Annotated in this window: 20 protein-coding genes; 10 read left to right on the top strand and 10 right to left on the bottom strand. The window is 53.2% G+C overall.

The features are described 5' to 3' along the window. Positions 1 to 60 precede the first annotated feature (60 nt). The 3 genes from CEK71_RS11880 (at position 61) to CEK71_RS11890 (ending at position 2664) form a co-directional block, all read left to right on the top strand. Positions 61 to 792, top strand: a complete 732-nt coding sequence (locus tag CEK71_RS11880; protein ID WP_088619588.1) for a PP2C family protein-serine/threonine phosphatase — start codon at positions 61 to 63, stop codon at positions 790 to 792. A 155-nt stretch (positions 793 to 947) separates the two neighbouring features. Beyond that, positions 948 to 2231: a trypsin-like peptidase domain-containing protein gene (locus CEK71_RS11885; protein ID WP_088619589.1), complete on the top strand. Its 1284-nt coding sequence runs from the start codon at positions 948 to 950 to the stop codon at positions 2229 to 2231. Positions 2232 to 2364: 133 nt separating this feature from the next. Continuing rightward, positions 2365 to 2664, top strand: a complete 300-nt coding sequence (locus CEK71_RS11890; protein WP_088619590.1) for a VF530 family protein — start codon at positions 2365 to 2367, stop codon at positions 2662 to 2664. A gap of 50 nt (positions 2665 to 2714) precedes the next feature. Here CEK71_RS11890 and CEK71_RS11895 read toward each other — a convergent pair whose 3' ends face one another. Beyond that, complete coding sequence (locus CEK71_RS11895; protein ID WP_198328186.1) at positions 2715 to 3128, bottom strand: DUF4351 domain-containing protein; 414 nt, start codon at positions 3126 to 3128, stop codon at positions 2715 to 2717. Positions 3129 to 3385: 257 nt separating this feature from the next. Then, entirely contained in the window at positions 3386 to 4894 is a 1509-nt protein-coding gene (locus CEK71_RS11900; protein WP_088619592.1) for a proton-conducting transporter transmembrane domain-containing protein, read from the bottom strand. 413 nt (positions 4895 to 5307) lie between these two features. Here CEK71_RS11900 and CEK71_RS11905 point away from each other — a divergent pair, with 413 nt between their 5' ends. Together CEK71_RS11905 and CEK71_RS11910 are read left to right on the top strand one after the other, a co-directional pair. After that, entirely contained in the window at positions 5308 to 7533 is a 2226-nt protein-coding gene (locus CEK71_RS11905; protein ID WP_088619593.1) for a fused MFS/spermidine synthase, read from the top strand. Positions 7534 to 7642: 109 nt separating this feature from the next. Further along, complete coding sequence (locus CEK71_RS11910; RefSeq protein ID WP_088619594.1) at positions 7643 to 8608, top strand: DUF4351 domain-containing protein; 966 nt, start codon at positions 7643 to 7645, stop codon at positions 8606 to 8608. An 85-nt stretch (positions 8609 to 8693) separates the two neighbouring features. Here CEK71_RS11910 and CEK71_RS11915 read toward each other — a convergent pair whose 3' ends face one another. Continuing rightward, complete coding sequence (locus CEK71_RS11915) at positions 8694 to 9371, bottom strand: YggS family pyridoxal phosphate-dependent enzyme (protein WP_088619595.1); 678 nt, start codon at positions 9369 to 9371, stop codon at positions 8694 to 8696. Positions 9372 to 9582: 211 nt separating this feature from the next. Between CEK71_RS11915 and CEK71_RS11920 the strand changes: the two genes are divergently transcribed. Genes CEK71_RS11920 through CEK71_RS11930 form a run of 3 tightly spaced genes read left to right on the top strand, consistent with a single transcriptional unit; the run spans position 9583 to position 12707 of the window. Then, positions 9583 to 10620, top strand: coding sequence for a type IV pilus twitching motility protein PilT (locus CEK71_RS11920; protein WP_088619596.1), 1038 nt, complete (start codon positions 9583 to 9585; stop codon positions 10618 to 10620). A gap of 10 nt (positions 10621 to 10630) precedes the next feature. After that, positions 10631 to 11767, top strand: a complete 1137-nt coding sequence (locus tag CEK71_RS11925) for a PilT/PilU family type 4a pilus ATPase (RefSeq protein WP_088619597.1) — start codon at positions 10631 to 10633, stop codon at positions 11765 to 11767. Between the two features lie 46 nt (positions 11768 to 11813). Then, positions 11814 to 12707 (top strand): phosphoribosylaminoimidazolesuccinocarboxamide synthase, encoded by an 894-nt coding sequence (locus CEK71_RS11930; protein WP_088619598.1) that lies wholly within the window; start codon positions 11814 to 11816, stop codon positions 12705 to 12707. An 81-nt stretch (positions 12708 to 12788) separates the two neighbouring features. On the opposite strand, the gene CEK71_RS11935 is transcribed toward CEK71_RS11930, so the two are convergent. The 6 genes from CEK71_RS11935 to rodA all read right to left on the bottom strand — a co-directional run bounded on the left by CEK71_RS11935 (position 12789) and on the right by rodA (position 17820). Beyond that, a complete protein-coding gene (locus CEK71_RS11935; protein ID WP_088619599.1) occupies positions 12789 to 13052 on the bottom strand; it encodes a YbeD family protein in 264 nt (87 codons plus the stop codon). Further along, positions 13049 to 13891, bottom strand: coding sequence for a D-amino acid aminotransferase (locus CEK71_RS11940; RefSeq protein WP_088619600.1), 843 nt, complete (start codon positions 13889 to 13891; stop codon positions 13049 to 13051). The genes CEK71_RS11935 and CEK71_RS11940 overlap by 4 nt, the downstream gene beginning before the upstream one ends. After that, complete coding sequence (locus tag CEK71_RS11945) at positions 13881 to 15053, bottom strand: D-alanyl-D-alanine carboxypeptidase family protein (RefSeq protein WP_088619601.1); 1173 nt, start codon at positions 15051 to 15053, stop codon at positions 13881 to 13883. Before CEK71_RS11945 ends, CEK71_RS11940 begins: the two co-directional genes overlap by 11 nt. 184 nt (positions 15054 to 15237) lie before the next feature. Beyond that, positions 15238 to 15696 (bottom strand): septal ring lytic transglycosylase RlpA family protein, encoded by a 459-nt coding sequence (locus tag CEK71_RS11950; RefSeq protein WP_088619602.1) that lies wholly within the window; start codon positions 15694 to 15696, stop codon positions 15238 to 15240. Further along, a complete protein-coding gene (gene mltB, locus CEK71_RS11955) occupies positions 15644 to 16690 on the bottom strand; it encodes a lytic murein transglycosylase B (RefSeq protein WP_232463628.1) in 1047 nt (348 codons plus the stop codon). The genes CEK71_RS11950 and mltB overlap by 53 nt, the downstream gene beginning before the upstream one ends. Further along, a complete protein-coding gene (rodA, locus tag CEK71_RS11960; protein ID WP_088619603.1) occupies positions 16690 to 17820 on the bottom strand; it encodes a rod shape-determining protein RodA in 1131 nt (376 codons plus the stop codon). Before rodA ends, mltB begins: the two co-directional genes overlap by 1 nt. Before the next feature lie 333 nt (positions 17821 to 18153). On the opposite strand from rodA, the gene CEK71_RS11965 reads away from it, so the two are divergent. Together CEK71_RS11965 and CEK71_RS11970 are read left to right on the top strand one after the other, a co-directional pair. After that, on the top strand, positions 18154 to 18402 hold the full coding sequence (locus CEK71_RS11965) for a ribbon-helix-helix domain-containing protein (protein WP_088619604.1): 249 nt from the start codon (positions 18154 to 18156) through the stop codon (positions 18400 to 18402). Beyond that, a complete protein-coding gene (locus CEK71_RS11970) occupies positions 18403 to 18813 on the top strand; it encodes a putative toxin-antitoxin system toxin component, PIN family (RefSeq protein ID WP_088619605.1) in 411 nt (136 codons plus the stop codon). It abuts the gene before it with no gap. Here the strand turns inward: CEK71_RS11970 and CEK71_RS11975 are convergent. After that, positions 18810 to 20075, bottom strand: coding sequence for a dicarboxylate/amino acid:cation symporter (locus CEK71_RS11975; RefSeq protein WP_088619606.1), 1266 nt, complete (start codon positions 20073 to 20075; stop codon positions 18810 to 18812). The two genes, CEK71_RS11970 and CEK71_RS11975, sit on opposite strands and share 4 nt — an antisense overlap. Positions 20076 to 20309 lie beyond the last annotated feature (234 nt).

Raw genomic sequence — 20309 nt, forward strand, 5'->3', positions numbered from 1 at the left:
TTGGCATGGCGAGGCGGCAAACCGCTATTTGCCTAGGGCGGGCACGGCGGGAGTCCTGCCATGCGATTAAGCACCGCGACGCTCACCAGCGCAGGAGGCCGCCCCTACAATGAAGATTGTTTCGGCCACCGCACCCTTGGCGGCGCACAATGCTGGCTGGTCGCCGATGGCTTAGGCGGCCATGTCGGCGGCGAGGTGGCCTCACAAGCTGCCGTCGAAGGCTTTCTGTATAGTTTTGCCCAACAACCCAGGCCGCTAAGCGCCGAGTCTTTAGAACGGCATTTACAAGCCGCCCACGCGGGCGTTTTAGCCGGACAACGCGACCACCCGGACTTGGCGAACATGCGCACCACTCTCGTGGCTTTGCTCAGCGACGGCACGGCGGCACTGTGGGCGCATATCGGCGATAGCCGCTTATACGGTTTCCGCCACGGCAAACTGGCGGAGGCGACCCAAGACCATAGCGTCCCCCAAGCCATGGCGAATGCCGGAGAAATTCCCCCAACGGCCATCCGCCACCATGAAGACCGCAACCGCCTATTACGCGATGTCGGCGGCACTAAAGGCATTAGGCCGACCATCAAAGCCACGCCGTGGGTGCTGCAATCCGGCGACGGGTTTTTATTGTGTACGGATGGGTTCTGGGAACACGTCACCGAAACTGCGATGGCAATAGAACTGGCAAAATCCGCCACCCCCCAACAATGGCTGGACAATATGGCCTGGCGGCTCCAGCACCTCGGCCTACAAGGCCATGACAACTACACGGCTATTGCCGTTTTTGTGGATTAAGCAGGTGTGCATAGATCTTTTAACCTTTTTATCCCTGCCGTTCCTTAAGCGCAGCCCGCGTTCCCTTCGACTTCGCTCAGGGAACGCGGGCTGGGCTGGGATTAAATTCACAAATGTTAAAAAATAGATGAACGCCTACTTAGCTTGGATTAACAATGATGATACCTAACCAACTATACGCCCGAATGGCCAACCTACTAAAAGCCCTGCCGCCCCGCATCGGCGCCTACGCGCTAGGCTTGGCACTGTACGCCACCGCCTATCAAGCCTCAGCAGGAGTCTTGGAAGACAAAATGCTCCAAAGCACCGTCCGCCCGCTCTGTATCAACGGCGAGAAAAAAAATTCCGGTTCCGGTTTTGTGGTCGGTGACGGCAGCTATGTCGTCACCAACTGGCATGTCACAAAATGTATCGAGGATGGCGGTCAGGCTTGGATCTTCCTGGCCATAGGCAATGCCGTCAAAGCCGAGGTGATTTGGCATTCGGACAAGCGGGATCTGGCGGTATTACGGCTGGAGAAAAGCACCAACCGCCCGGCGGTGGAATTTGCCACCCATGAGACCGTGGAAATGCGTGATGCCGTGACCGCATCGGGTTTTCCTGGGGCGGCCGATGATGTTGACCGCGAAGAAGCCGCCTCCGTCACCTTAACGACAGGTATCGTCAGCCGCATTGTCGCCAAAGAAGGGGTTGCCCTCTACCAAGTCGATGCCTCCATCAACCCCGGCAATTCCGGCGGCCCGCTATTCAATGAATACGGCCAAGTCATCGGGGTCAATGCCATGAAAGCTTTGGCTCTGGTGGCGACCGTCAGCGAAGGCAGCGACGGCCCAACTTATGGCGTTGACCGGGTGCCGATAGGCGAAGGCATCGGCTGGGCCATACAGGCGGACGAACTGTTTCCCGCCCTGGACAAGCTGCATATCCCCTATAGCAAATCCAGTGTCCGGCCTAGCCACCTGCAACAGGAATGGCAACGGGAACCGTGGCTGCTCAGTGCCGTTGCCGGCACCTTAAGCTTAAGCTTATTGGCGGTAGGTCTGGTGCTGTATTCGCGCCGCCCGGCCAAGCCGCCGCGCAAAACCATCACTTATCCTCTTACTGCGCCGCGCCCCATTTTACGCGGTATAAGCGGCCATTATGCGGGTGCGGTGTTAGAATTACAGCGGGAAACCATCCTGATAGGACGCGACCCGCAAAGCTGTCAATTAGTTATCCCCAGAGATAAATCACAAACCAGCAAACGCCATTGCAGCATCCGTTACGACTATCAGCGCAAGTGCTTTCTCTTAGAGGATTACGGCTCCACCAACGGCACGTTCACAGCCAACGGCGAACGCCTTACCCCAAGGCAAGCCCTGCCGCTGCAAGCCGGAGAACGCTTTTATTTGGGACAATCCGGGGAAATGTTTGAAGTCGGCTTTACCGACCCCTCTTAAAGGCAAAATGGGCTACAATGGCCAACAGCCTCTTAGGGGCGCGGGCGGCCTGCCCGCCCTTGCGGTCAAGCTGGCCATGCCCCCACCAAGGCAAAGCCGCCTTTAACTTCCGTCACCCTATTAAAAAAAACCGATGAAACACAGCACCGATCAAACCGACCCGTCTGCCGTCCCAGCCGAACCAGCCCCCGCTGCGCCGCTTAAGCAACGCCATAACCCCTTACATGGGATTACCTTAGAGACTATAGTCACAGAACTGGTGGCGCATTACGGCTGGGCTGGCTTGGCTGAACAGATACCGTTACACTGTTTCAGCAAAGACCCCAGCATCGCCTCCAGCCTCAAGTTTTTGCGGAAAACGCCCTGGGCGCGGGACAAAGTGGAGGGCTTGTATGGTTTTATGCAGCGCGAACAACGCCGCTCAGCCACCTGACAAATGGGTCGGCGGCGCGGGTGAATGCCGTGCTATCTAGGCGGCGCGGCTCAGTGGGAGCGGAACACATCTTCTAAGGTGACGGCATCCAAGGTGTTGTCCAGCCATTGCTCCAGTTGTTCTACGGGGGCGGTTTCGATGCGGGCCAGCACATCGGCGGGTAGGGTTTGGAAGCGGCGGGTCAACAGGCGTTTGAGCGCGTGGTATTCGCCCTGATGAAAGCCTTGTTGGATGCCTTCTTCTTTCCAGCTGGTCGTCAGTTCCATCGCTTGCTCCTGTTCGGTGGGTAAAAATTCGGTGGTGATCAAATGGTCAAAAACTTGCAGCTCTTCCTGCCGCAAACGCAAATAAGTGTCAATAAAGCCCGATATAAAGCGACGGCGTGCCGGGTCAAGTTTGAGCGTCACTAGCAGACGCAGACATTCTGCCTTTACCCGTGGCCGGTCTTTCGGGTCTATCGCCATTTTCGCCATCAAAGCGCTGGCAACTGGGTTGTGGTTGCCCAGATAATCGCGCCAGTTGGCGGTTCAACTGCACAGTCCCGATTAAAAAAGCCGTCGCGACAGCGACTCATCACTACGTTTTTCAATATCGAAAAAGTGACTGCGTAACATCAGTTATTATCTGCGCAATGGCGGAGAATGGCAAATGGCTTGGGCACGGTCCCGACGGCATCTGCAAAGGCCTGACCGATAAGGATAAGCACCCTGTGTGAAAACGTCTAAAACGCCACCAAAAAAGTAATACACACAAACAGCACCAAGTATCTGGGCCGTAAGATCAGCCGCTCAAACTGGTTGACCGCATGGCCAAATTGCCGGGCAGTGCGGTTACTGTGCGGGTGGCTACTGCGTTGCACTAAGCGGCTTTCAAACCAATGCAGCAAGGCCGACAGCCATTCGGTCAGCTTACCCGCCACGCCGCTGCTATTGGTGAACGGGATGGCGGCGGGTGGGGCGATGCCGGCTTCCCAATCTTCATAATGCACCAACAGCGGCAATGCCCCCGCCGAGGGTAAACCCACCACGCGGTCGATGATGCGGTCATCGACATAACTTAAATCCTGTGCCAGTCCGCACACGGGCTTGACCAAGGCCCAATCGGCAATCGGCTCCAGCCAAAATTGCTGCAACGACAATAAATACAATCTAGCCGGCACCAAACGCGGCGGATGCGCAGCAGTGAGCGGCGCGTCCGCCAATACCAGCCGCTGCACACAACTTAGCGTCAGGTTAGCGGCCAGATGCCAGCTTGCCAGCGTCCATAACCCCAAGCCGCATTCGATAAACATCAGTCCGACCTGTGCCAAACAGCCAAACAACAAAGCACTGTGCAACGTGGTTTGGGTTTTGCCGACGATAACCGCGTACCCTACCGTGACCAGCCCCATCAGCCCCAAAACGGCACGCGCAAATGGCGACTGCATAAACAGCACCTCTAACACGATCACCATAAACACGCCCAAGTGGACGAGGATCAGACTGACCGGAACAGGTTCATCCAAGGTTCTGACCAGCCACGGCGAAAAAGGTACCAATGCGGCTTTGGCGAAAGCCGCCAGCGCGAAACACAAACTAACCCCGGTTGCCTGGGCAATCGACAATTCTGTGGCCGACACTTGCAACTGCGCCCAGTTGACGCTATCCGTCCACGCATAACACAGGCTAATGCCTAGCATAAAACCGACATCGCCCAAGCGTTGGCTAAGTAAAGCCCGGAGCGCGTTAGTGCCTGCGCGTGGCTGTTGGTAACCGTGCGCGATCAGCCCTGCGCCGCACAGTTCTGCCAGTATCCAGCCAGCTAAGCTACCGACCAGATTGGCGGACAGTAACACGAATAACACGGCGGCGGCGAACAGGCTGAACAAGGCAAAAAACCGGGGGCGACCGATTGGCAGATTGGTCGTGGCAAAACGGCTGCCCGCCGCCAATAATAAGGCGAACACCACCGCTAGCCACACGTTCAGGCCATGGCTGGTAAAGTTAACCCGCACCGTTAGGGTATCACTGCTTAACCAAGCGCCCATGCTGAAATAGCCGTGGTTCTTGCCCAGTAAGTCCGTCGTGGCTAAGGCCATCGCCATCAGGCAAGCCAACGCCAGTGCCCACAACGCCAGTTCGGTGCTGAAAGTTTGGCTGGGGCGGCGGAAGCCGCCGAACAACAGCCCGACACCGATAATAACCGCCGCCAGCAAGGGCAATAAAGGAATTAAAATGACCAGCGCATCCATATATGATTGTCTTAAGGATTGTCTTCAAGCAAAGGGGAAACTGGTGGTTATTGTAGCAAATGGGCGGCCATTTCATGCGGACAATGCAAGCTGTGTACCTATCGGCGGGCTAAGCTCACACAACGTAAAAAATTTGGCGGCAATGGCTGCACGTTAAGGTTGGACGTAATACACCCAGTATTTTATGGTTTCTTCCATAATCAGATAGCACGATAAATAAGGAGCATTGACAATGTTTGTCCCCTATCTTATCTGCTGATGTTACGCAGGCACATTCTGTGGTTTAAAAAAAAGCTCGTGATAGCGGTTCATTGCTAGATTTTTCAATATCGCAAAAATGACCATGTAACATCAGTTACTTTACCAAGCACAATGCTTTATCATTGACGTATTCCTATTGCGAGTTAACGTCCATGAATTCTGTGCCAGAGCTACCTACCGACCGCCGTTTGTCCCTTATTTTGTTGTTTGCCACGACCTTATTCACCAGCGCGTCGCTGATGTTTGTCTTACAACCCTTATTCGGCAAAATTTTATTGCCTTTGTTGGGCGGCTCTCCGGCGGTCTGGAACACTTGCATGGTGTTCTACCAAAGCATCTTATTTTTGGGGTATCTGTACGCCCATACACTATCGACCCGTTTAAGCGCCAGCCAGCAAATCCTTGTCCATGCCAGCATCATTTTATTGAGCGTATTGGCCTTGCCGGTCGGATTACCCGAACAGGTTACGCCACCGACAGAAGGTAACCCCACCTGGTGGCTGCTGTCGACCTTAGGCTTGGCCATCGGCCTGCCGTTTTTTGTCCTCTCCACCACCGCGCCGCTGATCCAAAAATGGTTTGCCCAAATCGGCCATCACAGCAGTCATGACCCGTATTTTTTATACGCCGCCAGTAACACCGGCAGTTTGCTGGCGTTACTAAGTTATCCGTTCCTGTTGGAGCCGAATATCGGCCTGGCCGCCCAGCAAACCGACTGGAGCATGGGCTACGCGCTGTTAGGGGTGCTGATCGCCGCCTGTGCCGCGATGCTGTGGCGCAACCGCCAAGCCGCCGCCACCGTAACAGCAGCAAGTGCCGATACCCTGCCTTGGCTGACGCAACTGCATTGGCTGGCTTTGGCCTTAGTGCCATCCAGCTTGTTGCTGGGGCTGACCAACTTCATCAGCACCGACATTGCCTCGGTGCCGCTGTTGTGGATTATCCCGCTGACCGTGTATTTGTTATCCTTTATTATTGTGTTCTCGAAATGGAATGATGCTATCCATCCATGGATGGTGCGCATCCAGCCGATTTTTTTAATCCCCTTTATCGCCTACGCCTTTATTAATCCGGCGGATTTGCCGTATTGGGCGTATTTAATCCTCCATGTCATCGCCTTTTTCTTGGCGATTATGGTTTGTCATGGCGAATTGGCAAAACGCCGCCCACCGACCCAATATCTGACCCGCTTCTATCTGATCATGTCGTTTGCGGGCATGTTAGGCGGCATGTTCAACACCTTTGTCGCGCCGTTTATTTTTAACGGTATTTACGAATACCCCATTATGATCGTCGCCGCCCTGCTGTTACGCCCAGGCCTGCCCTTAGCATTAAACCGCCGCCTGCTCTGGCAACTGCTCCCGCCCATCTTGCTGTTGAGCGTTGGCTTGGGGCTGTACGCGGGGGTCGGCAATTTGCTGGATTATTTTGATGCCATCGCCATCAGCCTGATGCTGCTGACCTGTGCGGTGTTTTTCCTGCGCAAACAACCGCTAGGATTTGCCTTATCGGCGGGGGTGATTATTTTCCTTTCCCTAGGGGTGCATAGCCTGTCCTCGCATACCTTATACCAAGAACGGACGTTCTTCGGCGTTCTGGCGGTACGCGAAAGCACCCTCACCGATGAGCAAGGCCAAGCGGAAACCTACCACGAACTGTTCCATGGCACGACCAAGCACGGGGCGCAACGCCTGCCCGCCGCGCTCAGCACCATCCCATTGACCTATTACAGCCGCCCTGGCCCCATGGGGCAATTGTTTAAGGCTTATGATGCGGTTGACCAAAACTGGCATATCGGTATTGTCGGCTTAGGCGCGGGCGCGCTGGCCTGTTATGCCAAACCGCAACAAAGTTGGACGTTGTATGAAATCGACCCGCTGGTGGTGGAGATCGCCAGCAATCCGCTGTATTTCACTTATCTGAGCCAATGCAATAAGACGGCGCAAATGCGTATCGGCGATGCCCGGTTATCGTTGGTGCAAGAACCCGACCATAGCTTTGATTTGCTGGTTATGGATGCGTTCAGTTCCGATGCTGTGCCAACCCATTTGCTCACCGAAGAAGCTATCAAGCTGTATTTCCAAAAGCTCAAACCCAACGGCATTCTGGCCTTCCATATCACCAACCGCCATTTGGCGCTGAAAAAAGTCCTGTCCATCCACGCCGAACACTTACACCTTGCCGCATTGCTGGAAGAATTTACCGCCCCCGATAATATGCCGCTGGTGGTGGCGACCGATTGGGTGGCGATGGCCAAGCAAGCGCAAACCTTAGAGCCGTTACAAACGGGTCTGGGCGGCTGGCAAAAAATGCCGCTGTATTTTGATATGCGGCCTTGGACGGATGACTTTACCAATATTGTCGGGATTTGGAAATAGGGGCTAATAGGCGGCTTCTTTAAGTGTCTGGCGCAACTGTGTCAGCGTTTTACTTTAGCCGCCATTGCGCAGATAATAACCCTATCATTCTAAGCCACCTTGGCCGCCCATGCCCATAGACCACGACCGCCTGTTTAAAGAACTGCTGACGATATTCTTTACGGATTTTATCGCCCTGTTCCAACCGGAGTTGCACGGCTGGCTGGAACCGGACAGTGTGGCGTTTTTGGACAAGGAAATATTCACCGACATCCAGGGCGGCGAGCGTCATGAGGCGGACTTGGTGGCGACCGTGCGCTTTAAGGGCGAACCCGCGTATTTTTTGGTGCATATTGAGGCTCAGGCGAAACGTCGGCCCGCGTTTGCGCGGCGCATGTTCAAATACTTCGCCCGCCTGCACGAAAAGCACGGCTTGCCGGTGTATCCCATCGCCGTGTTATCCTACGACACGCCGAACACACCGGAACCGGACAGCTACACGGTCAGTTTCCCTGATAAGGAGGTCTTGGCGTTCCGTTTCAGTACGGTACAACTGAACCGTTTAAACTGGCGGGATTATCTGGGTAGCCATAACCCGGTCGCCAGTGCCCTGATGGCAAAAATGGCGATAGAACCCAAAGATAGGCCGCGCGTTAAGGCCGAATGTTTGCGGCTGCTGGTCACGCTCAAGCTCGACCCCGCCCGCAGCCGCTTTATTTCGGGCTTTATCGACACTTATTTGCGCTTGCAACAGGAAGAGCTGCAAATTTTTGATCACTTAATCCATACTGAATTTTTACCTACCGAACAGGAGCAAGCGATGGAACTGACGACCAGCTGGAAAGAAGAAGGCATTCAACTCGGTATCCAACAAGGCCTCAAGCAAGGCATTGAGAAAGGTATCGAGCAAGGCATCGAGCAAGGCATCCAACAAGGCGAAAGCCGTTTGCTCAAAAGGCAGTTGATTCGGCGTTTTCGGACGCTGCCGGATGAGCTGCAAGCCCGTATTGAGACGGCTTCACCGGAGCAACTGGGGCAATGGGCGGACAATATCCTAGAGGCCACCACCTTGGATGACGTGTTTAAAAGCCATTAAGCCCCAGCTACACGGCAAAACCCACAAAAGCCAGCCGACTTTGGCGTACGCTTGCCATAAAAGGGCTGGCTTTTAGCCAATATCCCTACGGATAAGCCCTAGCCCCAAATAATGCCGTCCCTATCCTTACCACCGTCGCCCCTTCGGCAATCGCCGCCTCTACATCGCCGCTCATGCCAAACGAAAACGTATCAAAATCCGCTGCCTTAAGCGCCATAACCGCCTGCATTAAGGTGTGGTAAGGCAAGCGTTGTTTGGCAAAATCCGTTTCCGGTGCAGGGATGGCCATAACCCCGCGTACCTTTAGATTAGGCAATTGGGCAATTTGCTGATATACGTCAGAGAGTTCAGATAAGCTTAAGCCCGATTTGCTGTCTTCGGTGCTGATATTCACTTGCAAGCAAATATTCAACGGCGGCAGGTTGGCTGGGCGTTGCTCACTGAGCCGCCGGGCGATTTTAATACTGTCGACGCTATGCACCCAAGCGAAGTGACGGGCAATCAATTTAGTTTTATTGGTTTGGATGGGGCCGATGAAATGCCAAGTCATATCAAAAGCCCCTAACTGCTGTTGCTTAGCCAAGGCTTCTTGGACATAATTTTCGCCAAAATGCCGTTGTCCGGCCTGATAAGCGGCGGCAAGGGCGGCGGCGGGTTGGGTTTTGCTGACCGCCAATAAGGCCACGGTGTTCGGGCGGCGGCCATAAGCGTCTTCCGCTAGGCGGATTTGGCGGTGTAGGTTTGCTAAGTGCTGAGCTATCATGGTTGCTGAATCATAGAGGTTAAGGTAGCCTTATCCGCTAGGCGGGAAACGGCTCCGGGGTTTAAGGGCTTGTCCATTTTCCTGTCGGTTGCCGGACAAGAAAACCGTACGGTCTGGGCGGCTTTGGCAAAATTATGGTGCGCCCATTCCTATACAAGTTATATATGGTATAAAGTAACACTATTTTTACTTCACTTGGCAAGAGGAACTTATGGATATTAGCGAATTATTGGCGTTCTCGGTTAAAAACAAGGCATCGGACTTACATTTGTCGGCGGGCTTGCCACCGATGATTCGGGTGGATGGCGATATTCGCCGCATCAATATTCCGGCTTTAGACCATAAAGAAGTCCATGCGTTGATTTATGACATCATGAACGACAAGCAGCGGCGCGATTACGAAGAATTTTTAGAAACAGACTTTTCGTTTGAGTTGCCGGGCATTGCGCGGTTCCGGGTTAACGCCTTCAACCAAAACCGTGGGGCGGGTGGGGTGTTCCGAACCATTCCCTCCAAAGTTTTGAGCCTTGAAGATTTAAACGCACCGAAGTTTTTTGAGGAATTATGTAAACGCCCGCGCGGCCTCATTCTGGTGACAGGGCCTACAGGTTCGGGCAAATCGACCACACTGGCGGCGATGATTAACCACATCAATAACAATGATTACGCACATATCCTGACCGTTGAAGACCCTATCGAGTTTGTCCACGAAAGCCAAAAATGCCTGATTAACCAACGCGAAGTCCACCGCGACACGCATGGCTTTAACGAGGCCTTACGCTCAGCCTTACGCGAAGACCCCGACATTATCCTGGTCGGTGAAATGCGCGACCTGGAAACCATCCGGTTGGCGTTGACCGCCGCCGAAACGGGCCACTTAGTGTTCGGTACCCTGCACACCACCTCGGCGGCAAAGACCATCGACCGGATTATCGACGTGTTTCCGGCGGCTGAAAAAGATATGATCCGCGCCATGTTGTCGGAATCGTTGCAAGCGGTCATTTCCCAGACTTTAATGAAGAAAAATGGCGGCGGGCGGATCGCGGCGCACGAAATCATGGTCGGTACGCCAGCCATCAGAAACTTGATCCGCGAAGCGAAAGTTGCCCAAATGTATTCGGCGATTCAAACCGGGCGCAAAGACGGTATGCAGACGCTAGACCAAAATTTACGCGAACTGGTCGACAAAGGGCAAGTTGCGGCGAAGACGGCGATGGTCAAAGCGGTTAATAAAGACATGTTCTTGTGAGGTTGTAGTTATGGATTTTAACGCGTTGCTGGCGTTGATGGTGCAAAAGAAAGCCTCGGATTTGTTTATCACCGCCGGGCGGGCGCCGAGCATGAAAATTGACGGCAAATTAGTTGAGGTGTCGAAAACTACGCTGACCTCTGAACAGTCAATGGCTATTGTCCTGAGCATTATGGACCAACGCCATAAAGATGAGTTTTTGCAGACCTTAGAGTGCCAGTTTGCCATCGGTGTGCCCGGCTTAGGACGGTTTCGGGTCAGTGCCTTTACCCAACGGACTTCGGCGGGCATGGTGTTACGGCGCATCGAGCACGATATTCCCGATGCCGACAGCCTGTATTTGCCGCCTATCCTAAAAGACCTGATTATGGAAAAGCGCGGCTTACTGGTGTTTGTCGGTGCGACCGGCACAGGTAAGTCAACTTCTTTAGCGGCACTGATCAAACACCGTAACCAACACAGCAGCGGCCATATCATCACCATTGAAGACCCGATAGAGTTCCAGCACCAGCATTTAGGCTGCATCATCACCCAACGGGAAATCGGCATCGATACCGAATCTTATGAAGTGGCGCTAAAAAATACCCTACGGCAAGCCCCGGATGTGATTCTGATCGGTGAGGTGCGGACGCGCGAAACCATGCAGAATGCCCTCACCTTTGCCGAAACCGGCCATTTATGCTTGACGACTTTACACGCCAACAATGCTAACCAGGCTTTAGACCGTATCCTGCATTTTTTCCCCGAAGAAATGCACGGCCAGGTGCTGATGGACTTGTCGATGAACTTGCGCGGTGTGGTGGCGCAACAGTTGATTAAGCGTTCTGATGGTAAAGGCCGTTATCCCGCCGTGGAAGTGCTGATTAACACGCCACTGGCGAAAGATTACATCCGTAAGGGCGAAATCCATAAGCTGAAGGAGTTGATGAAAGACTCGCGCGAGCAAGGAATGCAAACCTTCGACCAAGCCTTGTATGACTTATATGCCGAAGGCAAGATCAGTTATGAAGATGCCTTGAATTCGGCCGATTCCAGAAACGAAGTCCGCCTGATGATTAAGCTGGGCGCGGAAACGAACGGGGCGTTTAATGCCGGGATGGCGTTGTCGGATACCGACGACGATAGCGGTGTCTTTAAGACGTTCTGATGTTATTGCCCTTTTAAACTACCCTTTGTACACGATAAGAGACTTTATGACCGCACCACACGCCCTGCACCAATCCGCCCTGACTTCCTTGCCGCTGCTTGCCCGCGGCAAAGTGCGGGATATGTACGATATTGACGCGCATACCTTGCTGATCGTCACCACTGACCGCCTGTCGGCGTTTGATGTCATTTTGCCAGACCCTATTCCTGGTAAAGGCCGGGTTTTAACGCAGGTGTCGAACTTTTGGTTTAACAAAATGCGCGACATTATCCCTAACCATCTGACCGACATTCCCTTAGCGCAAGTGGTTTCGGATGCAGAAGAACGGGCACAGATTGAAGGCCGCGCCATTGTCGTGAAAAAACTGCGCCCTTTGCCCGTAGAAGCGATTGTGCGCGGCTACCTGATCGGTTCCGGCTGGAAAGATTACCAAAAAACCGGGGCCGTATGCGGCATTACCTTGCCCGCTGGCCTGCAACAGGCGCAAATCCTGCCGGAGCCGATTTACACGCCGTCAACCAAAGCGGGTGTCGACCAACATGATGAAAATGTCGATTTTGCCGCGACCGTCGCCCTCATCGGCGAAGACTTGGCCGAGCAAGTACGCGCCGCCAGCTTGCAACTCTATAAAACTGCCGCCGCTTATGCCCAAGAACGGGGCATAATCATTGCCGATACGAAGTTTGAATTTGGTGTCGATGAACAAGGGACATTGTATTGGATCGACGAAGCCCTGACCCCCGATTCATCACGGTTTTGGCCAGCAGATCAGTATCAGGTCGGCATTAGCCCGCCCAGTTTCGACAAGCAATATGTCCGCGATTATCTGGAAACTTTAGATTGGGATAAAACCTACCCGGCCCCCGCCCTGCCCGCCGATGTCGCGGAATTTTGCGCGGCGAAATACCGTGAGGCGGCAAGCAGACTGACCGAGGCTTAAGGCCAGAGTCCGTTGTACGCAAATGACAAAAGCATAAATCCCGCCCGTGCACCACGGGCGGTTTAGGCTAGCTCTAATCGGCTACAAAGCAAATAAAATCAGCGGATGGTCAGTCAGATCCTGGTAAATGGCATCCAGTTGCTGTTTGCTGTGGGCTTGGATGGTGGCGGTGATGGCCAAAAAATTGCCGTCTTTACTGGGTCGTGCTTTCAGGTCGGCGGGACTGATGTCGGGGGCGTGGCGGCTGATGATTTCAATAATCAGCACATCCAGTTCCACATCGTTTTTGCCCATTGCCTTGATAGGGAACGCGCAGGGAAATTCAAATAAGGTGTCTTCACTCATGATAGGGATTGTTTATAAGCTTGAAAAAGGCTATTTAGCGTTTGCCAGAGTGGCCCCGGTTTTCCGTCGCCCACCACCGCACCGTCTAATTCGACCACCGCAATAAGCTCACGGATTGAGCTAGTGACCCAAATCTCGCTGGCAGAGTTCAATTCTGCGGCACTGATCGCGCTTTCACGGCAAGGGATAGCATTTTTCTGAGCCAACTCCAAAATCACCTCACGCGTAATGCCGGACAATAGCGCAGGGCTTGGCCCAGGGGTGACCAGCACACCGTCAAGTACGGCAAAGACATTACTGGCGGCCCCTTCGGTGACGTTTCCGTCCTTAATCAGGATGGCTTCGCCGCCGCCCTGGTCTACCGCCGCTTGGCGGTGCAATATATTGGCCAATAAGGTGATGGTCTTGGCATGGCACAGCCGCCAACGGCTGTCGTCCATAGTGACGGCGGCGATACCGTCCTGCGTACCCGCAAACGGCACAATATCGGCGCACATCGCAAAGACGGTGGGCGCAGTATTTTCAGGAAAAGCATGGTCGCGTTTCTCGGCTGCCCCACGGGTGATTTGCAAATACAGGTATTGGTTTTTATCCGCCGCCACCAGCGGTGCGAAAATGTCCCGCCATTCGCTGCGGCTGTGCGGATTTGGCAGGCGTATAGCCGCGAGGCTGTTATCCAAGCGCTGCAAATGGCTGTCAAGACGGAACGGCTTGCCATAATACACCGGGATCACTTCATACACGCCATCGCCAAACAGAAAACCCCGGTCTAATACCGAGACTTTGGCTTCCTGTAAAGGCAGGTAGCTACCGTTTAAATAGACGGCCTTACTTGCCATCGTCAGATTTCTCGAAGGACATCAGCGCCCCATCGTAAAGACGGCGAAAAATATTGCCGGAATCGATGGTTTTTAACGCCACCAAGTCTTTGCTGATGAGCGGTTCGCCTTTTAAGGTGACATTGACCGTGCCGTGTTTTTCGCCCTCGGTAACCGGCGCGGTGATCTTTTTATCGACGGTAACGACCGCTTTCAAATCGTTGTAATGGCGGCGCGGGATCGTAACGTACAAATCTTCCGGCAAGCCTAATGGCAGTGTTTGCTCCGCACCTTTCCACAGCCGCGCTTCGCTTAAAGATGTTTTGCCCTGATAGAGGCGGTGCGATTCGTAGAAGCGGAAACCGTAATTGAGCAGGCTTTGGTTTTCATTGGCGCGGGCCTTACTGCTTTTCGTCCCCATCACAATGGAGATCAGGCGCATATTCTCCCGCAGGGCGGAAGCGACCAAACAGTAACCTGCCTCGTCGGTGAAGCCAGTTTTAACACCGTCCACCGATTCGTCACGCGACAATAATTGGTTGCGGTTATGCTGGGTAATATTGTTGTAAGTGAATTCTTTTTGCGAAAACCACGGATAGTATTCAGGAAACTCTTTAATGAGCGCCGAAGTCAGGATCGCTAAATCACGGGCGGAAGTGTAATGGTCGGCAATCGGCAAGCCGTCACTGTTTTTAAAGTGGCTATTGTTCATGCCCAAGCGTGCTGCCTGTTGGTTCATCATTTCCGCAAAGGTCTCTTCACTGCCTGCAACATGCTCGGCCAAGGCGACACTGGCATCGTTACCCGATTGGATAATCACCCCTTTGAGCAAGTCTTCGATTTTAACCCGCTCATTCACCTCGATAAACATCCGCGAACCGGAAGCCGCCCGCGCTTTGGCGCTGACCGTGACCAGATCGTCAAGGTGTAAGGTGCCTTTTTTGATTTCGTTAAAGACCACATACACGGTCATGATTTTAGTCAAGCTGGCGGGTGCGAGCTTTGCGTCGGCATTGTTTTCCGCCAAAATCTTACCCGTATTAGCATCCTTTAAAATATAGGCGGTTGCGGCGATTGTCGGTGGCGGCGGGATAGCCATATCAGGCTCGGCGGCATTAGCGGGCAAGAGCGAGAATTGGAAACCCAGAAATAAGAACAAAGTAAATTTTTTGAATGGCATCATTGCTGCTCTGCGGGGGATAGGACGGAATAAAACAGCCCTTATTGTATCATGGCGCAGCCTATTTGTTGGGTTTCAGTAGCAATTTTGGCGGATGACGGCGGGTTAAAACGCAGCAAAGTTACGCGCCTTGCTGTACGGCAAGGACAACAGGGGCGGTAACGGGGGGAGGCAGACTTAAAAAAGCTTAATTCATCGCTAAGGGCGTGATTTTGATCGCCGCAGTACCTGACTTATGGATGCCTAATTCTTTGGCGGCAGCATAAGACAAATCCATCACGCGGTTGCCGGTGTACGGGCCACGGTCATTAATGCGTACCACGACTGTCCGTTGATTGTGCATATTGGTGACTTGGACATAAGAGGACAGCGGTAGCGAATTATGGGCGGCGGTCAGCTCGTTCATGTCGTAGCGTTCGCCACTGGCGGTAACGTGGCCTTGGAATTGGTTGCCATACCAAGAGGCGATGCCTTCATTGCCACCGTTACGCGAGCCTGAATGATGGTGACGGTAGTGGTGAGGGTGTCTGGCGGTGTGGTGCTGATGATGCCTACCGCTGTGCTTGGCCGCCGCCGCTGTTGAAATCGGATTGCTAAAAAAACTGCATACCACCAGATAGAGCATTGCTGTTATGAGTTTGTTCATGGGTCTGTCCCCTTTGATTTAAGATAAATTCACTGAGTTGACACACAGCCATGGCATATAAGGCGCTATGGTTATAACGGGTCAGACAATAAAAATTGTCGGTAACCGCCCATAATTCCACACCTTGCTCTTGATTTAATTCAAGAATTTTGACTTTTTCGGTCAAAACCAAGGGCTGCGATATTTTCAAGTTGAGTGATTCTAACCCAGCGAGTCTTAAATCCGGCTTAAGGTTATCATTAAGAATCGATTTATATTGCTCGCCGACCGCCTGCACAGGGCTGGCGATAGGCTGTCCGCTACGCCAGTGGAAGCGGCTAAAATAAGTCCCGACACTGGCAATCACATCGGCGGGGTCATGCCAAATGTCGCGGCGGCCATTATTATTAAAATCAGCGGCATAGCGGCGAAAACTGCTGGGCATAAACTGCGGCATACCCATCGCCCCAGCATACGAGCCTAACGGTTGGCGGGGGTCGATATGTTCCTCGCGGCAGAGCAATAAAAACTGCTCCAACTCGCCTAAGAAAAAATTGCTGCGGCGGGGGTAAGCAAAGCCCAAGGTTGCCAAGGCATCCAGCACCCGATAATGGCCGGTATTTTGCCCGTAACTGGTCTCCACACCGATAATGGCGACGATAATCTGTGCCGGTACGCCATAGCGGCGTTCAGCCTCCGCCAAGGTTTCGGCGTTGTCAGCCCAAAACTTTACCCCCCCGGCAACGCGCTTATCGGTCAAGAACAACTTCCGGTACTGATACCACGGCTTGGCTTCGGCAGGTTTGGCGATTTTTGCCAGAATATCGTCATTAATCACCGCCGAGGCCATTAAGGCCTTCAGTTCGGCGGCATCAAAATGGTGGACGGCGACCATATTATCGACAAAAGCCGCCATCGGCACTGTAGGTCTGGCGGTATGGGTACAGGCGCTCAGCCAAGCGGTGGCCGACACCAGTAGAAGACTGCGGCGCAATACGGAAAAATAAGTAGTCATCAGCGTGATAGGCGTTTTTTGTGGGTGTGGATGGACATTAAGATACCGAAACCGGCCAATAAGGTGACTATCGACGTGCCGCCATAACTGATCAGCGGCAACGGCACGCCGACCACCGGCAAAATGCCGATGACCATGCCGATATTGACAAAAACATAGACAAAAAACGTGAACGCCAGACTGCTGGCCAATAAACGGCAGTAAGTGTCATGGGCTTGCGAGGCGATATACAGGCAACGCGCGATAATCAGCACATACAGCACCAACAGGCTGACACAGCCGAACAGGCCAAACTCCTCGGCGAAAACGGCAAAAATAAAATCAGTGGAGCTTTCCGGCAAAAAATCCAACTCCGATTGGGTACTGCCCAACCAGCCCTTGCCGTAAATACCGCCCGAACCAATGGCGATTTTAGATTGGATAATATGATAGCCGCGCCCCAACGGGTCGGCTTCCGGGTTTAAGAACGTCAGCACCCTATCGCGCTGGTAGCCGTGCATAAAATGCCAAATAATCGGCAGCAAGGCGCCGACAATAGCGGCAATGCCGATAATAAACCGCCACGACAGCCCAGCAAAAAACAATACCCCTGCCCCCGAACTGGCGACCAGCAACGCCGTACCCAAATCCGGTTGCTTAGCGATCAGCAAGGTCGGCAATAAAATCAGCCCCGTAGCAATTGCCAGTTGCTTGATTTTCGGCGGCAAAGCGTGTTCGGACAAATACCAGGCCACCATCATCGGCGTGGTCAGCTTAATCATCTCAGAAGGCTGAAAGCGGAAAAAACCCAAATCCAACCAGCGCTGCGCCCCTTTACCGATTTGCCCCATGATAAGCACGGCTATCAGCAAAAACACGCCCATACCGAATAATAGAGCCGAATAGCGTTTGAACTGGTAGGGGTTAACATGCGCCAGCGCTGTCATCAGCACAAACGCCAACCCCATCCGCGCCGCTTGCCGATACAGCACCCCCATATCCTGCCCGCCTGCGCTGTACAAAATGATAAAGCTAAGCGAGGCCGCGAGGATTAGGCCGAGAAATAAAGGGATGTCGATATGCAGCCGCCGCAGTATCGTGCCGAGGATGGAAGGCGGTTCAAAATGTTCGGAACGGGTTTCGGTTTTCATGGCTTGGAGGCAGTCATAACATAAATGATTATAAAATACGGTTCCTTAATTTAATGGCGATGTCGGTTGCTGTGGGGCAAAACACCTGTCTTGCTACCGCGCCTCCCTATACGGGTTGCCACTACCGTTGTGGGCGAACCCTTGTTAACTTCCCCGCCCCAAGAAAAACGACAGGATAGCTTGTCTTGTATTTTCGCGCCTTGGTGTAGATGTTTGCTTGGCGAGTTGGTAGGCGGCGTTTATTGAAAATAAAGGGCTTAAGGCTTTACTTGACATTTGCTATATAAACACATAAACATATAGACAGACAATTTATTCGTGCGAGTTATTTTTATGGCCAATCCAGAAACAAATGCCCGTTGGAGCCTTGTGGTTTCGCGTGATACCGATCAGGCACTCCGGCAATTTCTTGCCAGCCAAGGCGGTGGGCATAAGGGCGACTTATCGCGTTTCGTTGAAGAAGCGGTACGCAGCCGTATCTTGGATTTAGCGGCTACGGCAGCAAAGGCAGACAACGCCACCTATTCCCAAGCCGAGATTGATAACGCCATTGATGAAGCGTTGGCATGGGCAAAGCAATAAATGCGGGTCATTTTGGACAGTAATATCCTGTTTAGTGCGCTGATCTCCCCTAATACGCCCCCGCACCGTATTTATCAGGCGTGGCGGCAAGGCGTTTTTGAATTAGTTACCTGTAATGAGCAATTAGAGGAAATCCGTCGAGCCAGCCGTTACCCAAAATTCAAAACCATACTGCAACCGCACCGTGTCGGGCTAATGCTCAACAATATGCAGAGTGCAACCGTCATTGACCGCTTGCCGTCAGGATATGAAGCCGCCGACCCTAACGACGCATTTCTTTTGGCATTGGCAGACAAATCACAAGCCCATTATTTGGTCACGGGTGACAAGCGGGCGGGCATCTTATCTCTGCTGGCTATCGGCCAAGCTCAGATTGTTACTGCCTCGGTATTTTGCGATAAAGTGCTTTAATTCGCCGTACGGCTTCTTGTGCCGCGAGCAGCGTCACCCGCAACCAATTTCTGCACAATCAAACTGCCGATCATATCCCCCTGCACATTGACCATCGTCCGCACGGTGTCCAATATACGGTCTATGGGCAACAAAATGGCGATGGCTTCGGCGGGGAGGCCGACCGATTGCAGCACCATGACCATTGTCACCATGCCCGCGCTGGGGATGCCGGGCGCACCGATGGCAGCAATCATGGCGGTGCAAAAAACAATCAATTGTTGGACGAAATTCAGTTCCACCCCGGCCAGATTGGCGATGAACAGCGCGGCGGCGGCTTCGTAGAGCGCGGTGCCGTCCATATTAATGGTGGCGCCTAGCGGGATGACAAAGCCTGCAATGTCCGGCTTGACGTGCAAATGCTGTTCGGCACAGCGTAAGGTGACAGGCAGGGTAGCGGAGCTGGAGCTGGTGGCGAAGGCGGTAATCAAGGCCTCGCGAGCCCCGCGAAAGAATGCCAGCGGCTTGACGCGGGTCACGGCGTACAGCATCAGCGGCAAAACCAGCACCGAATGCAAGAGGGTAGTACCCACAATTACGGCGACAAATTTCGCCAGACTGGCTAATAACGCCGTGTTTTGGCTGGCGACCAGTTGCGCCAATAAAGCCATGATGCCGAACGGGGCCAAGCGCATAATCCAACCGACCATCCGTAGGGTAATTTCCAGACCCTCTTGCAACAAGGCCAAAACCGTGCGGTAACGCTCGCCGCCCAGCACCAGGGCGACCCCTAAAAACAGCGCGAACATGACAATGGCCAACACATTGCCTTGCGCCAACGCGGCAAAGGGATTGACGAACAGGCCATGCAAAAACTTGCTGAAAAAGTCCGCCAAAGTCATTTGCTTGGCATCAAAGCCGTGCATGGCAGTCTGGAACATCGCCAGATTTAAGCCCTTACCCGGCTCAAACAGGTTACAGGCGGTCAGACCCAGCACCATCGCCGCCGCCATCGACAGCACGAAAAAGCCCAAGGTAGCGACCCAGACACGGTGCATTTGCTGGTGCAGACGCAAATTGGCGACCCCGACAGCAATCGAGGTAAACACCAGTGGTACTAACACCATTTTTAGCAAATCAATAAACACGGTACTGATTAGCCCACCCACATACAGGCCGTGGCGGCTTAAGGTGGCTTCTGTGCCGAGTTGGGCAAACAGCAAACCCAGCAGCACGCCGAGCAGCACCCCCAGAAAAATTTGCGTATTTAAGGACAGGCGCATGGCTATTTGCTCTCTAAGTTGGCTGACGGGGGGGCATTTTGCTGGCTTACCTCTATACGGCAAAACCTTTAACACGATTTTAACCGATTGCCCAGTTCCGGCAGGAAAAAATTCCGCGTGGCGCTTAGAGCCATCCCCACCTACACCCCGCCGCAGGTTTGCTATAATACTCACTTGCAATATATTGGTAGCTGTGTGATAACCCTGCCAGCATCCCTGATTTTCCAAAAGAAC

It is taken from the genome of Methylovulum psychrotolerans (genome assembly GCF_002209385.1).
Classification (GTDB): domain Bacteria; phylum Pseudomonadota; class Gammaproteobacteria; order Methylococcales; family Methylomonadaceae; genus Methylovulum; species Methylovulum psychrotolerans.

What these genes read in the sequence shown, in the direction of transcription:
- CEK71_RS11935 (WP_088619599.1), bottom strand. Translation starts at nt 13,052, where the DNA reads ATGAGTGAAGACACCTTATTTGAATTTCCCTGCGCGTTCCCTATCAAG.
- CEK71_RS11910 (WP_088619594.1), top strand. Translation starts at nt 7,643, where the DNA reads ATGCCCATAGACCACGACCGCCTGTTTAAAGAACTGCTGACGATATTC.
- CEK71_RS11890 (WP_088619590.1), top strand. Translation starts at nt 2,365, where the DNA reads ATGAAACACAGCACCGATCAAACCGACCCGTCTGCCGTCCCAGCCGAA.
- CEK71_RS11950 (WP_088619602.1), bottom strand. Translation starts at nt 15,696, where the DNA reads ATGAACAAACTCATAACAGCAATGCTCTATCTGGTGGTATGCAGTTTT.
- CEK71_RS11945 (WP_088619601.1), bottom strand. Translation starts at nt 15,053, where the DNA reads ATGATGCCATTCAAAAAATTTACTTTGTTCTTATTTCTGGGTTTCCAA.
- CEK71_RS11885 (WP_088619589.1), top strand. Translation starts at nt 948, where the DNA reads ATGATGATACCTAACCAACTATACGCCCGAATGGCCAACCTACTAAAA.
- CEK71_RS11920 (WP_088619596.1), top strand. Translation starts at nt 9,583, where the DNA reads ATGGATATTAGCGAATTATTGGCGTTCTCGGTTAAAAACAAGGCATCG.
- CEK71_RS11975 (WP_088619606.1), bottom strand. Translation starts at nt 20,075, where the DNA reads ATGCGCCTGTCCTTAAATACGCAAATTTTTCTGGGGGTGCTGCTCGGC.
- rodA (WP_088619603.1), bottom strand. Translation starts at nt 17,820, where the DNA reads ATGAAAACCGAAACCCGTTCCGAACATTTTGAACCGCCTTCCATCCTC.
- CEK71_RS11925 (WP_088619597.1), top strand. Translation starts at nt 10,631, where the DNA reads ATGGATTTTAACGCGTTGCTGGCGTTGATGGTGCAAAAGAAAGCCTCG.
- CEK71_RS11895 (WP_198328186.1), bottom strand. Translation starts at nt 3,128, where the DNA reads ATGGCGATAGACCCGAAAGACCGGCCACGGGTAAAGGCAGAATGTCTG.
- CEK71_RS11930 (WP_088619598.1), top strand. Translation starts at nt 11,814, where the DNA reads ATGACCGCACCACACGCCCTGCACCAATCCGCCCTGACTTCCTTGCCG.
- CEK71_RS11965 (WP_088619604.1), top strand. Translation starts at nt 18,154, where the DNA reads ATGGCCAATCCAGAAACAAATGCCCGTTGGAGCCTTGTGGTTTCGCGT.
- CEK71_RS11940 (WP_088619600.1), bottom strand. Translation starts at nt 13,891, where the DNA reads ATGGCAAGTAAGGCCGTCTATTTAAACGGTAGCTACCTGCCTTTACAG.
- CEK71_RS11905 (WP_088619593.1), top strand. Translation starts at nt 5,308, where the DNA reads ATGAATTCTGTGCCAGAGCTACCTACCGACCGCCGTTTGTCCCTTATT.
- CEK71_RS11900 (WP_088619592.1), bottom strand. Translation starts at nt 4,894, where the DNA reads ATGGATGCGCTGGTCATTTTAATTCCTTTATTGCCCTTGCTGGCGGCG.
- mltB (WP_232463628.1), bottom strand. Translation starts at nt 16,690, where the DNA reads ATGACTACTTATTTTTCCGTATTGCGCCGCAGTCTTCTACTGGTGTCG.
- CEK71_RS11880 (WP_088619588.1), top strand. Translation starts at nt 61, where the DNA reads ATGCGATTAAGCACCGCGACGCTCACCAGCGCAGGAGGCCGCCCCTAC.
- CEK71_RS11970 (WP_088619605.1), top strand. Translation starts at nt 18,403, where the DNA reads ATGCGGGTCATTTTGGACAGTAATATCCTGTTTAGTGCGCTGATCTCC.
- CEK71_RS11915 (WP_088619595.1), bottom strand. Translation starts at nt 9,371, where the DNA reads ATGATAGCTCAGCACTTAGCAAACCTACACCGCCAAATCCGCCTAGCG.